The sequence below is a fragment of the Streptomyces sp. NPDC048185 genome (assembly GCF_043202495.1).
GTDB lineage: Bacteria > Actinomycetota > Actinomycetes > Streptomycetales > Streptomycetaceae > Streptomyces.
In genome coordinates this window covers 53,900-66,574 of record NZ_JBIDAN010000007.1, presented here as the reverse complement: position 1 = coordinate 66,574, position 12,675 = coordinate 53,900, and the positions used below count along the sequence as shown (strand labels likewise).

At 72.3% G+C, this 12,675-nt stretch carries 10 protein-coding genes; 7 read left to right on the top strand and 3 right to left on the bottom strand.

The genetic code is table 11. From position 1 onward, the window contains the following. Positions 1 to 23: 23 nt before the first annotated feature. The 3 genes from ACGF3H_RS21350 to ACGF3H_RS21340 all read right to left on the bottom strand — a co-directional run bounded on the left by ACGF3H_RS21350 (position 24) and on the right by ACGF3H_RS21340 (position 3,734). A complete protein-coding gene (locus ACGF3H_RS21350) occupies positions 24 to 1,178 on the bottom strand; it encodes an acyltransferase family protein (RefSeq protein ID WP_393816523.1) in 1,155 nt (384 codons plus the stop codon). Positions 1,179 to 1,422: 244 nt separating this feature from the next. Next, a complete protein-coding gene (locus tag ACGF3H_RS21345) occupies positions 1,423 to 2,757 on the bottom strand; it encodes a polysialyltransferase family glycosyltransferase (protein WP_362490468.1) in 1,335 nt (444 codons plus the stop codon). Further along, positions 2,754 to 3,734: a glycosyltransferase family 2 protein gene (locus ACGF3H_RS21340; protein ID WP_362490465.1), complete on the bottom strand. Its 981-nt coding sequence runs from the start codon at positions 3,732 to 3,734 to the stop codon at positions 2,754 to 2,756. The genes ACGF3H_RS21345 and ACGF3H_RS21340 overlap by 4 nt, the downstream gene beginning before the upstream one ends. 198 nt (positions 3,735 to 3,932) lie before the next feature. Here ACGF3H_RS21340 and ACGF3H_RS21335 point away from each other — a divergent pair, with 198 nt between their 5' ends. The 7 genes from ACGF3H_RS21335 to ACGF3H_RS21305 all read left to right on the top strand — a co-directional run bounded on the left by ACGF3H_RS21335 (position 3,933) and on the right by ACGF3H_RS21305 (position 12,669). Then, positions 3,933 to 5,249 (top strand): DUF6716 putative glycosyltransferase, encoded by a 1,317-nt coding sequence (locus ACGF3H_RS21335; protein WP_362490463.1) that lies wholly within the window; start codon positions 3,933 to 3,935, stop codon positions 5,247 to 5,249. Between the two features lie 65 nt (positions 5,250 to 5,314). Beyond that, a complete protein-coding gene (locus ACGF3H_RS21330; RefSeq protein WP_362490461.1) occupies positions 5,315 to 6,577 on the top strand; it encodes an N-acylneuraminate cytidylyltransferase in 1,263 nt (420 codons plus the stop codon). A gap of 13 nt (positions 6,578 to 6,590) precedes the next feature. Then, complete coding sequence (locus ACGF3H_RS21325) at positions 6,591 to 7,529, top strand: N-acetylneuraminate synthase family protein (protein WP_362490458.1); 939 nt, start codon at positions 6,591 to 6,593, stop codon at positions 7,527 to 7,529. A gap of 48 nt (positions 7,530 to 7,577) precedes the next feature. Further along, the gene (locus tag ACGF3H_RS21320; protein WP_362490456.1) at positions 7,578 to 8,645 is read left to right on the top strand and encodes a hypothetical protein; all 1,068 of its coding nucleotides are present in this window, start codon (positions 7,578 to 7,580) and stop codon (positions 8,643 to 8,645) included. A gap of 242 nt (positions 8,646 to 8,887) precedes the next feature. Further along, positions 8,888 to 10,120, top strand: a complete 1,233-nt coding sequence (locus ACGF3H_RS21315; RefSeq protein WP_362490453.1) for a M20 family metallopeptidase — start codon at positions 8,888 to 8,890, stop codon at positions 10,118 to 10,120. Between the two features lie 174 nt (positions 10,121 to 10,294). After that, positions 10,295 to 11,347 carry a BMP family ABC transporter substrate-binding protein gene (locus tag ACGF3H_RS21310; protein ID WP_362490451.1) on the top strand — a complete coding sequence of 351 codons (1,053 nt, stop codon included), beginning with the start codon at positions 10,295 to 10,297 and terminating at the stop codon, positions 11,345 to 11,347. Between the two features lie 272 nt (positions 11,348 to 11,619). Further along, entirely contained in the window at positions 11,620 to 12,669 is a 1,050-nt protein-coding gene (locus ACGF3H_RS21305; protein ID WP_362490448.1) for a BMP family ABC transporter substrate-binding protein, read from the top strand. Positions 12,670 to 12,675: the final 6 nt, after the last annotated feature.

The following is a 12,675-nucleotide window of genomic DNA, read 5'->3' as shown; positions in this document are numbered from 1 at the left end:
GGGCGGAATATCGCACGAATCGCTCAATGTGACCGGTTCAGCACCGTCCGAAGCCGCGGCGTCAGCGGCTTCTCGACGAACCGGTACAGCAGCCACGCCAGCACCAGCATCCCGGCCACCGTCAGCGCGAAGGTCGCAGCCGACGGCACGTGCAGCCCGCGGTGCAGGAAGCGGATCGCCACCCAGCCCAGGTGCTCGTGGACCAGGTAGAACGGGTACGTCAGCGCGCCGGCCACCGTCAGCCAGCGCCAGTTCGCCCGGTTCAGCCAGCCCAGCGCGACCGCCGCGACCGCCACGAAGCCGAAGGCGACGACCAGGACGATGCCGAAGGTCGTCCGGTGCGCGAAGGCGTTCGGATCGGTGGCGTTCCACAGGTCGCGCACCGCGAAGTGCTGCCCGATCAGGAAGCCGGCGGCCACCAGGCCCCACGCGTGCGCGTCCCGCCGGTCGCGGTGGACGAGGTAGAGGCCGACGCCGCCCACGAAGAACGGCGCGTACTCCGGCATCAGCACCAGCTCGAGCAGCGGCTCGTGCGCGGCCTGCGCGAGCGCCGCGGCCAGCAGCCAGCCGGCGCAGAACATCAGGACCCGTCGGCGGTTCGCGCCGGGCAGGACGACGCACAGCGCGAACAGCGCGTAGAAGCGCACCTCCACCCACAGCGTCCAGCACACGCCCAGCACCCGGTCCGCGCCGAGGGGCTGCTGGAGCATCGTCAGGTTCACCAGGGCGTCGCTCGGCGAGACGGCGTCGTAGACCACCACCGGCAGCGCGAACACCGCCGTCACGAGGATCACCGCCGCCCAGTACGCCGGCAGCAGCCGGGAGGCGCGGGAGGCGACGAACGACGTCAGGGACCGGCCCCAGCCGCTCATGCAGATCACGAAGCCGCTGATCACGAAGAAGACCTGGACGCCGAGGCAGCCGTAGGAGAAGAAGGTGTGCAGCGTGGGGAACTGGAGCTGGGCCGAGCTGCCCCAGGCGTCGGTGACGGAACCGCCGCGGCCGCCGTAGTGGTACGCCGCCACCATCAGGGCGGCCACCAGCCGCAGCCCGTCCAGGGCACGCAGCCGGGCCGGCGCCGCCTTCGCCCGCGGTGCCGCGGGTATCGGTGCGCCGGGTGCCGGGGCGGAGGCCGCGCCCGGCCCCGCCGCCGTCGTGCTCACGACCGTCTCGGTCACTGCTCGTCTCCTTCGGCCGTTCCCTCACTCGTCGTCGGTCAGGACGCCCGCGGACAGGCCGAGTTGCGAACGGCAGTGCGAGGAACGCGTGTGTGGTGGGTGGGGCAAGGCTAGGCATGCCCCCGGCCGGGAACGGCGCCGCCGGGCGGACCACTGGGGGAATTTCCGCGGAACGCCGGATGACGCGGCGGCGACGGCGGCCCATTCCCCCGTCCGGTTCACCTTTCCGTCACCCGGCATCCCCTCAGCGTTTGATCGAGCGCCGAATGGCCCGCGCCCGCCGCACCACCTTCCGCGCGGTGGAATTGTGCGGCAGAAAGGCCAGCCGCTCCGGAATCCCGCCGGGCAGCCCCAGCGACGTGAGCCGCCGCTTCTTGAAATACCGCCGGGTGCGTGCGTCCGTGTTCCCGCGCAGGAATTCCTCCGCGTCCGGCCGCAGCTCGGTCAGGATCTTCGGCTGCATCGCGAAACCCACCGCCCGCACCAGGGCGCCGAGGGCGTCCGTGTCCAGGCCCCGGCGCCGCTCCGCGACGGCCGCCGCGTCGTCCGGCCCGGGCAGCAGCGCGTCGACGATCGTGACGGGCACCCGGTTGCTGTTCTCGTACGGCGTCAGCCGGTCCAGCAGCGTCTCGGTGCCGACCCGCGCGACCGGCAGGCCGTACAGCGCGGACGCGGTGAGCAGCGCCGTGGAGAAGCAGCCGACCACCAGCGCCGGGCGCATCCGCTGGTACAGCACCTCCGCCAGCACCGGCGTGTCCACCACCGTGAGGACGACGCCGAGCCGCTCCGCCTCCTCCTCCAGCGTGCGCGTGAAGCGGGCCGGGGCCGTGGGGTGCGGCTTGAACACCACCCGGGTGTGCCCGAGGCCGACCGCGCCGGTGAGCATCCGCACGTGCAGGGCCTCCTCCTCCTCGGCGGTGAGGATGCCCAGCGCCGACAGGTACTGACCGAGCAGCAGCGCGGGCTCCTCGACGTCCGGCAGACCGGCGCCGGTGTCCGCCAGCTCGGCCAGCACCTTGGTGAACGCCGGGGTCGGCACGAGCTCCGGGCCCACCCCGAACTCGGTCAGCAGCAGCGGGGTGAGCCCCGGCACCAGGTCGAGGTGGAGCAGCCGCTCCACGCGGGTGCCGACCAGCGGATCGAGCTTGTTGCGGGTCGGCCCGTAGCTCATCAGGCCGTCCGCGTACACGGTCAGCGGCGCGTCCGGGAAGAGCTGCGCCACCCCCAGCGCCGGCTGCACCTGGATCGACTCCACGACCAGCGCCACGTCGTCGTCCCCGAGCCCCCAGGCCAGCCGCAGATACCGCTCCCACATCGGGGCGTCGTCCACGCGCGGCACCCAGCCGCCCGGGTGGAACGGGAAGATCGTCTCGTTCCACGACACCACGTCGTCGAACCGGTCCCGCAGCCGCTCGAACCCCGGCATCGCGTCCAGGGACGGCGTCGTCTCGGGCGTCGCCGCGTTGTTGGACACCAGCAGGATCCGCCGGTCGGCGGCCTCGAAGCAGCCGGCGTCCAGGGCGGCGGCGAGCGTGGCCGTGCCGTACAGCGTCGACGCCAGGAAGATCTGCGTGCTCACGCCGCCACCTCCGCGGCCGGCGCCGGACGGCGGCGCAGCCGGCGCAGCCGCGTCGCACGCTCGGCGTCCATCGACGCGAGCACCTCGTCGAGCGCGTCCTGCGGCATCCGCCGCAGCGCGGCGGCGCTCATCGTCTTCAGTTTGCGTGCCACGGCAGGCTCGAACCTCTCGATGGAACCCAGATGGTGGGAGATGATCGCGCAGTACGTGCGCACCGCCTTCGGCAGCAGCCGCCCGGCGTCGGCGTCCGTGGCCGTCTCCGCGACGACCTGGTCGAAGGCCCGGACGAAGTCCAGCCGGCGGACGTCCCCGATCTGGGTGAGCGACGACGCCACCCCGCGCCGGTAGAAGACGCCGAGCAGCCCGGTCACCGCGAAGGACTCCGCCTCCCGGTGCAGCTTCCAGATCCACGGCCGGTCCTCGGCCGTGCGCAGCCCGTCGGTGAAGTGCAGCAGGCCCCGGTCGGCCAGCCGGCGGTGGTAGATCCCCGCCCAGGCGTACGCGTAGTCGACCGAGGTGGAGCGGTGGGCGGGCAGGATCGCGTCGCGCGGACGCAGGGAGACGTTCCTGCGCCCGTGCGGCACCCGGAACACGGTGCGGGACCTCGCCGTGCACTGCACGTGGTCGGTGCGCACGAAGTCGCAGCCCAGGTCCTCGATCGCGGCGACCAGACGGCCGTAGTGGCCCGGGGCCAGCCAGTCGTCGCCGTCCAGGAAGGTCAGGTACTCGCCGCGCGCCCGGTCGATGCCGGTGTTGCGGGCGGTCGCCAGGCCGCCGTTGCGCTCGTGGCGGACCAGCACCGCCCCCGGCAGCTCGCCTTCCGCGCGCGCGAGGAGGTCGGCGGTGCCGTCGGACGAACAGTCGTCGACGAGAATGAATTCGAAGTCGTCCCGCGCGTTCGCGCGCAGACTCCGCAGGGTGTCGGGTGCGTATTGCCGCACGTTGTAGAACGGCACGATGACGGAGAGCTTGGGCACGTCCGTGACGTTAGGCGGCGGCCCGGCCTGCGGCTTTACCCCTGCCTTGATGAGAGGTGAACGGGGCGTGGCGAAGCCGTGAAGTGGACGGTATCACCGGCGCCCGGCGGCCCGATTCGCCGTTCGGCGATGTGCTGTTCACCGTTTGTTGCATTCCGGTTGGGCAGTTACTAGAAATGGCTTCCTAGCGTCTTGGACGTGCCAGCAAGTGCAACGAAGGCCCTGCGAGTCGCCGTTCTCGCGGATTCCGACACCCGGTGGAAATGGGGCGCGCTCACCGCGTCCCGCATCGCCCCCGGCGGTGCGGACCTCCGCCTGGACGGCTACCTCCTGCGGGGCCGAGCCACCCCCACCGCCCGCCAGTTGGCGGAGGTCGGCGCCGACGCGGACTCGCTCCGCGAGGTGACCGCCGCCGAGTTCCTGCGCGCCATGGCCGGGGAGCCGTACGACGTGCTCGTCCTCGCCCTGGTCGGCGGCGGCGTGCAGGCCGTGCTGCACGGCCTGCGGCACGTGTGGGAAGGCCGCACCGGCCGGCCCGTCGTCGTCACCGGCTACGTCGGCGTCGTCTACGAGAAGCTCACCGACGGCCTGCTGCTGCGCCACGGAGCCGACCTCGTCCTCGCCAACTCCCGCCAGGACGCCGACCGTTTCCGCGCCGTGTACGAGGGCGTCGGCGCCGACGCCTCGGCGGTCACCGAGGTCGCGCTGCCCTTCCTGGGCGGGGCGGAGCACACCGGCGGGCACGGCCACCCCTACACGGTGGTCTTCGCCGCCCAGCCCTCCGTCCCGGACAACCGCAGGGACCGCACGTACCTGCTCGACCGGCTCGTGCGGCACGCCCGCCGGCACCCCGAGCGGGAGGTGCTGCTCAAGCTGCGCTCCAGGCCCGGCGAACACACCACCCACATCGAGGAGCTGCCCTACCAGAAGCTGGTGCAGAAGACCGACCCGCCGCCCAACTTCCGCCTGGTCTACGGGCACATGGGCGACGTCCTCGACCGCACCGACCTGCTGGTCACCGTCAGCTCCACGGCCGCCCTGGAGTCCCTGCACCGCCGCATCCCGACGGCCGTGCTGACCGACCTCGGGGTGCGCGAGGCCCTCGGCAACCACCACTTCACCGGTTCCGGCTGCCTCGCCTCCTGGGACCAGCTCGACGACGGCCACCTGCCCGTGCCCGACCCGGCGTGGGTCGCCCGGCAGGGCGTCGCGGCCGACGGCGGCTACGCCACCGCCTTCGACACCGCCCGCGCCCGCATCACCGCGCTGCTGGACCGGCCCGGCGGCCTGCCCCCGCTCAGCCCCTACTACACACCCGTCACCGCCCCCGGCTACCTGCCCGGCGTCCTCGCCCGCCACCACCTCGCCCCGGACGGCAGCCCGCTGCCCGGCGCGCCCGCCGCCGACAAGGAGCCCGGCCCGGTCCGCCAGATCGTGCGCCGCGCCGCACGCGGCGCCTACCGGCACGGCGTCCAGCGCGTCGCCCCGGTGATCCGCCGGATGGGGGAGCTGTGACCGGCCCGCCCCCCGCCCGAACCCTGCCCCGCACCACCGCCCGAGGAGACCGAGGAGCCGCTCCCATGACCCAGCCGGACGACCCGGAAGCGGGCCGAGGCGCCACGGTGCGCCGCGTGCTCGCCGTCATCCCCGCGCGCGGCGGCTCCAAGGGCGTGCCCGCGAAGAACCTCGCCGCCGTCGGCGGCGTCCCCCTCGTCACCCGCGCCGTCCGCGAGTGCCGGGCGACCCGCCTGGTGACGGACGTCGTGGTCTCCACCGACGACCGCGCCATCGCCGCCGCGGCCCGCGAGGCCGGCGCCGAGGTCGTGCTGCGCCCCGCCGCCATCGCCGGGGACACGGCCACCTCCGAGGCCGCGGTCCTGCACGCCATGGACACGCACGAGGCCCTGCACGGCGCCGCCGTCGACGTGGTGCTGCTCGTGCAGTGCACCAGCCCCTTCCTCGTCCGCGAGGACGTCGACGCGGTGGCCGGCGCGGTCGCCGAGGACGGCGCCGACACCGCGGTGACCGTCGCCCCCTTCCACGGCTTCGTCTGGCGGGACGGCACCGGCGAGGGCGACGGCGGCCACGGCGTCAACCACGACAAGGCCTACCGCCCCCGCCGCCAGGACCGCCCCCAGGACCTGCTGGAGACCGGCGCCGCCTACGCCATGGACGCGGCCGGCTTCCGCGAGCACGGCCACCGCTTCTTCGGCCGCACCGAACTGGTCCGCACCGACCCGGCCCGCGTCCTGGAGATCGACGACCCGCACGACCTGGCCCGCGCCCGCGCGCTCGCGCCCCTCTTCGACGCCGCCCGGCCCGGCGCCCTGCCGACCGCCGCGGACATCGACGCGGTCGTCCTCGACTTCGACGGCACCCAGACCGACGACCGGGTGCTGATCGACTCCGACGGACGGGAGTTCGTCTCCGTGCACCGCGGCGACGGACTCGGCATCGCCGCCCTGCGCCGCAGCGGCCTGACGATGCTGATCCTCTCCACCGAGGTCAACCCGGTCGTCGCCGCCCGCGCCCGCAAGCTCAAGCTCCCCGTGCTGCACGGCATCGACCGCAAGGACCTCGCGCTCAAGCAGTGGTGCGAGGAGCAGGGCATCGCCCCCGAGCGCGTGCTCTACGTCGGCAACGACGTCAACGACCTGCCGTGCTTCGCCCTCGTCGGCTGGCCGGTCGCGGTCGCCTCCGCCCACGACGTGGTGCGCGGCGCCGCCCGCGCCGTCACCACCGTCCCCGGCGGCGACGGCGCGATCCGCGAGATCGCCGGCTGGCTCCTCGGCCCCTCCCTCGACCCTTCCGCGACCCCCACCCCGCTCACCCAGTCCAGGTAAGGAAACCCCCAGCATGAGCACCGACTCCCGCATCCGCACCTTCGGTACGCGCGAGGCCGGCCCCGGCCGCCCCGTCTACGTCACCGGCGAGATCGGCATCAACCACAACGGCGACATCGAGAACGCCTTTAAGCTGATCGACGCCGCCGCCGAGGCCGGCTGCGACGCCGTCAAGTTCCAGAAGCGCACCCCCGAGATCTGCACCCCGCGCGACCAGTGGGACATCGAGCGCGACACCCCCTGGGGCCGGATGACGTACATCGACTACCGGCACCGCGTCGAGTTCGGCGAGGACGAGTACCGCCAGATCGACGACTACTGCAAGAGCAAGAACATCGCCTGGTTCGCCTCCCCGTGGGACACCGAGGCCGTCGCCTTCCTGGAGAAGTTCGACGTCCCCGCCCACAAGGTCGCCTCCGCGTCCCTCACCGACGACGAGCTGCTGCGCGCCCTGCGCGCCACGGGCCGCACGGTCATCCTGTCCACGGGCATGTCCACCCCCAAGCAGATCCGCCACGCGGTCGAGGTCCTCGGCAGCGACAACATCCTGCTGTGCCACGCGACGTCCACCTACCCGGCGAAGGCCGAGGAGCTGAACCTCCGCGTCATCAACACCCTCCAGCAGGAGTACCCGAACGTCCCGATCGGCTACTCCGGCCACGAGACGGGCCTGCAGACCACCCTCGCCGCGGTCGCCCTCGGCGCCACCTTCGTCGAGCGCCACATCACCCTGGACCGCGCCATGTGGGGCTCCGACCAGGCCGCCTCGGTCGAGCCGCAGGGCCTGACCCGCCTCGTCCGCGACATCCGCACCATCGAGGCCTCCCTCGGCGACGGCGTCAAGAAGGTCTACGACTCCGAGCTCGGCCCCATGAAGAAGCTGCGCCGCGTCACCGGAGTCGTCGCCGAGGCGGAGATCGCCGCCGCGGCCGGCGAGCCGGTCACGGTCTGACCCACTCCCACCCCCCACCACGCCCTACGACGGGACGGTCGTACGCCGATGAGCCCCCGCGCCGGGAACGCCGGCCCCCGCACTCTCGCCTTCGTCGAGAGCCCGGTGCAACTGCTGAACGTGCTGGAGTGGGCGCACACCCGTGCGCCCGGCGCGGAGCTCACCCTCGTCGTCCTGTCCCCGGTGGACCCGATGACCCGCGGCCAGCTGCGCCGCATGGCGGAACTGGCCCGGCGCGAGGGCCACGAAGTCCGCTGGGAGGAGGCACGGGGCGGCGCCACCGCCCCCTTCCGCACGGTGGGGAGCCTGACGACCCCCCTGCGCCGCGCGGACCGGGTCCTCATGGGCGACCCCTTCTCCCGCTACGTCCAACTGCTCCTGACCATCACCCGGGCCCGGGACCTGGTCGTCGTCGACGACGGAACGGCCACCATGGAGTTCGTCACCCAGCTGGCCCGCGGCGAACGCCTGGTCCGCTGGCACCGCAAGGGCAGCCGCCCCGGCCCCCGCGACCTGCTGTTCGCCCCCGTGTCGCGGTCGGCCCGGCGCCGCCTGACCCCGGCACGCGGCCGCGCCGTGGAGGTCTTCTCCGCCATGCCCGTGGCGGAGACCCCGGACGGCGTCACCGTCACGGCCAACGCCTTCGCCTGGACCCGCTCCCGCTTCGGCCCGCCCCGCATCACCAAGGGCGCCGACATGGTCGGCACCTCCCTGGTGGAGACGGGCGTCGTGGACGCCGACCGCTACCTGGACGCCGTCCGCTCCCTGGCGAAGGCGCACGGTGCGGCCCGCTACTTCGCCCACCGGCGCGAGAGCACCGAGAAGCTCCACCGCCTGGCCGTGGAGACGGGCCTGGAGATCGTCCGACCCGACCTCCCCCTGGAACTCATAGCCCGCCGTGGCCCGATCGGCCGTACCGTGCTCAGTTTTCCGTCCACGGTCGTCCACACCCTCCCCCTCGCCCTGGCCGGCACGGACGTCCGCGTCGCCGTCTGCGACATCGACCCCGCCTGGCTCACCCGCTCCGCCTCACCCCGGGCCAGCGGCTTCCTGTCGGGCGTCACCGGCTCGGCCCGCGACGCACACCGGCTCTCGGCGGTGGCGGGGGCCGGTTAGCGGGCGCCCGGCCGGGTCACCCCATGGACCGTCCGGCGTGGCACGCCCGTACCGTGGTATGCGTGGAGGGAGCAAGGAAAGCGGAGACGGGTACGGCGGCCAAAAGCGGGAGAGTTTACCCAGCTCCGTCGGCACCCATGCGCCGTACGGCCAACTTTTCTTCCCCTGACGGGCTGAACTTTTGTTGATCGCAGGACAGTTGACCGCCTCGGCGTCCTACCCTTCAGAGGGTGAAGCAATTGATGTCCCGAGAGTCCGAGGCCGATCCGTCCGGGGAAGCGCTGCTTCCCGGCACCCTGCCCGAGGCGCTGCGCGCTGAGCTCGTGGCCTTCCGCCGCGACCTGCACATGCACCCTGAGCTGGGCAATCAGGAGTTCCGCACCACCGCCGCGATCAAGGAGCGGCTCGAGCGGGCCGGCCTCAAGCCGCGCGTGCTCCCCGTCGGTACGGGACTCGTCTGCGACATCGGCACCGACTCGGGACAGTGGGCCGGCGGGCCCCGCATGCTGGCCCTGCGGGCCGACATCGACGCGCTGCCCATCCCGGACACCAAGAGCGAGTGCCCGTACCGGTCGATCGTCCCGGACCGCGCGCACGCCTGCGGACACGACGTGCACACCACCGTCGTCCTCGGGACCGGCCTCGTGCTCGCCGCCCTGCACGAGCAGGGCCTGCTGCCCCGGCCGGTGCGGCTGATCTTCCAGCCCGCCGAGGAGGTGCTGCCCGGCGGCGCCGCCGACGCCATCGAGGGCGGCGCGCTCGACGGCGTGCGCCGCATCCTGGCCGTGCACTGCGACCCCCGGGTGGACGCCGGGAAGGTCGGCCTGCGGGTGGGCCCCATCACCTCCGCCTGCGACCGGCTGGAGATCTCGCTGAACGGCCCCGGCGGGCACACCGCCCGGCCGCACCTGACCACCGACCTGGTCACCGCCGCCGCGCGCGTCGTCGTCGACGTGCCCGCGATCGTCGCCCGCCGGGTGGACAGCCGCAGCGGCCTCGCCATGACCTGGGGCCGGATCGACTGCGGCCACGCCCCGAACGTCATCCCGCAGCACGCCGAGCTCGCCGGCACCGTGCGCTGCCTCGACCTCGCCGCCTGGCGGCAGGCACCCGACCTCGTGGTGGGCGCCATCGACGAGGTGGCCAACCTGCACCGGGCCAAGTCGGAGATCACCTACGTCCGGGGCGTGCCGCCCGTCGTCAACGAGGTGACGAGCACCGAGCTGCTCCAGGCCGCCATGGCCGCCCGGCGCGGCACGGACTCCATCGAGCCCACCGAGCAGAGCCTCGGCGGCGAGGACTTCTCCTGGTACCTGGAGCACGTGCCCGGCGCGATGGCCCGGCTCGGCGTCCGTCCGCCCGGGGAGCGGACGGTGCGGGACCTGCACCAGGGCGACTTCGACGTGGACGAGCACGCCATCACCGTCGGCGTGGAGATGTTCACCGCGGCCGCCCTCATCGACGCCGTGCAGTAGCCCGCTCCGGTCCCCTTCCGCCGCGTCCGGTCCGGTGGCCCACCGGACCGTGCCGGGCCAGCGGCACGAATGGATAACGGCCCTGCGGAACCCCGTTCCCAGGAGTTTCTACGCGCGTTAATGTGCGCCGAACCGAGCGCCCGCTGCGGGGCTTTGGAGAATGGGGAACTTCAGATGCGTCGGATATCGAGACTCACCCGCGTCGTGGTGGGGGTCGCGTCGCTCGCACTCGCCGCCACGGCCTGCGGAGGCACCAGCAGCGACAGCGACAGCGGCGACGACGGCAAGAAGGGCGACAAGGGCCTCGCCATCGCGTACGACATCGGCGGCAAGGGCGACCAGTCCTTCAACGACGCCGCGTACGCCGGTCTGCAGAGGGCCCAGAAGGAGTTCGGCTACAAGACCGCCGACATCGAGCCCACCGAGGGCGAGACGGACGCGGACAAGGAGCAGCGCCTGGCCTCGCTCGCCAAGCAGGGCTACAACCCCGTCATCGGCGTCGGTTTCGCCTACGGCCCGGCGATGAAGGCCGTCGCCGAGAAGTACCCGGACACCACCTTCGGCATCGTGGACTCCGTGGTCGAGGGCAAGAACGTGGCGTCCCTCGTCTTCGCCGAGAACGAGGCCTCCTACCTGGCCGGCGTCGCCGCGGCCAAGGCCACCAAGACCAACACGGTCGGCTTCGTGGGCGGTGTGGACGTTCCGCTGATCCACAAGTTCGAGGCGGGCTACAAGCAGGGCGTCACGGACACCAACCCGAAGGTCAAGGTGCTGTCGCAGTACCTGACGCAGACGGCGGAGGAGGGCGGCTTCTCCAGCCCCGACAAGGGCCGGGCCGCCGCCGAGGGCCAGATCGAGAAGAAGGCCGATGTCGTCTACCAGGCGGCCGGTCTGTCCGGGCAGGGCGTGATCGAGGCCGCCGCGAAGGCGAAGGTCTGGGCGATCGGCGTCGACTCCGACCAGTACCGGCAGGAAGCGCTCGCCGCGTACAAGGACTACATCCTCACCTCCGCCCTGAAGGACATCGACGGCGCGGTGTTCGCCCTGGCCAAGTCGGTGAAGGACGGCAAGCCGCTGACCGGCACCCAGACCTTCGACCTGAAGTCCGACGGCGTGGGCCTGTCCGACAGCAACCCGAAGTTCGCCGAGGTCGCGGGGGCCAAGGACGCCGTGGCCAAGGCCAAGGAAGGCATCGTCGGCGGTTCGATCAAGGTCAAGACCGAATAACCGGCCGCACGGCACCTCACGGAGCGGGCGGGCACCCCCGGTGCCCGCCCGCTCCGGCGTTCCCGCAGGCCCGCCCGGGCCACCGCCGCGTCACCCTCCGCCACCCCGCGTTTGCGGCCGGCAAGCCCTCGGCCCCCCTCCGCGTCACCTTGCTCACGGGCGGATAACAAGGTGGACAGAAGGGGTTTTCAGGCAGGTCTACGCGCGTTAATCTGCGGCGAAGCCAGCGCCGAAGCCGAACCGTACGGCGCTTGTACGACAGGAGCTCCACAATGCGCCGGATTTCCCGGATCACGGTCGCAGGCGCGGCGACCGCCTCCCTGGCCCTCGCCCTCGCCGCCTGCGGCGGTACCTCGACCTCCTCCGGGTCGTCGGACTCGAAGGACGACAAGGGCCTCGCCCTCGCCTACGACGTCGGCGGCAAGGGCGACCAGTCCTTCAACGACGCCGCCTTCTCGGGTCTGGAGCAGGCGAAGAAGGAGTTCGGCTACCAGACGGCCGACATCGAGCCCACCGAGGGCGAGACCGACGCCGACAAGGAGCAGCGCCTCGCGTCGCTGGCGAAGCAGGGCTACAACCCGGTCATCGGCGTCGGCTACGCGTACGCCACCGCCATGAAGAACGCGGCGGAGAAGTACCCGGACACCACCTTCGGCATCGTCGACGACTCCCAGATCCAGGCCAAGAACGTGGCCGACCTGGTCTTCAACGAGGAGGAGGCCTCCTACCTCGCGGGCGTCGCCGCCGCCAAGAGCACCAAGACCAACACGGTCGGCTTCGTGGGCGGTGTGGACGTACCGCTGATCCACAAGTTCGAGGCCGGCTTCGAGCAGGGCGTCACGGACACCAACCCGAAGGTCAAGGTGCTGTCGCAGTACCTGACGCAGACGGCGGAGGAGGGCGGCTTCTCCAGCCCCGACAAGGGCAAGACGGCCGCCGAGGGCCAGATCGAGAAGAAGGCCGACGTCGTCTACGCCGCCGCCGGCCTGTCCGGCCAGGGCGTGATCGAGGCCGCCGCCGCGCACAAGATCTGGGCGATCGGCGTCGACTCCGACCAGTACAAGCAGGAAGCCCTCGCCAAGTACAAGGACTCCATCCTGACGTCGGCGACCAAGGACGTCGCCAAGGCCGTGTACAACCTTGCGAAGTCGGTCAAGGACGGCAAGCCGGCGACCGGTATCGTCAAGGGCGATCTGAAGTCCGGCGAGGTCGGCCTGTCGGTCTCCAACCCGAAGTTCGCGGACAATGCCGAGCTCCAGGCAGCCATCAAGACGGCCAAGGAGAAGATCGTCAGCGGCGAGATCAAGGTCAAGAGCAGCTGAACTGAG

What these genes read in the sequence shown, in the direction of transcription:
- ACGF3H_RS21330 (WP_362490461.1), top strand. Translation starts at nt 5,315, where the DNA reads ATGACCCAGCCGGACGACCCGGAAGCGGGCCGAGGCGCCACGGTGCGC.
- ACGF3H_RS21325 (WP_362490458.1), top strand. Translation starts at nt 6,591, where the DNA reads ATGAGCACCGACTCCCGCATCCGCACCTTCGGTACGCGCGAGGCCGGC.
- ACGF3H_RS21320 (WP_362490456.1), top strand. Translation starts at nt 7,578, where the DNA reads ATGAGCCCCCGCGCCGGGAACGCCGGCCCCCGCACTCTCGCCTTCGTC.
- ACGF3H_RS21315 (WP_362490453.1), top strand. Translation starts at nt 8,888, where the DNA reads ATGTCCCGAGAGTCCGAGGCCGATCCGTCCGGGGAAGCGCTGCTTCCC.
- ACGF3H_RS21310 (WP_362490451.1), top strand. Translation starts at nt 10,295, where the DNA reads ATGCGTCGGATATCGAGACTCACCCGCGTCGTGGTGGGGGTCGCGTCG.
- ACGF3H_RS21305 (WP_362490448.1), top strand. Translation starts at nt 11,620, where the DNA reads ATGCGCCGGATTTCCCGGATCACGGTCGCAGGCGCGGCGACCGCCTCC.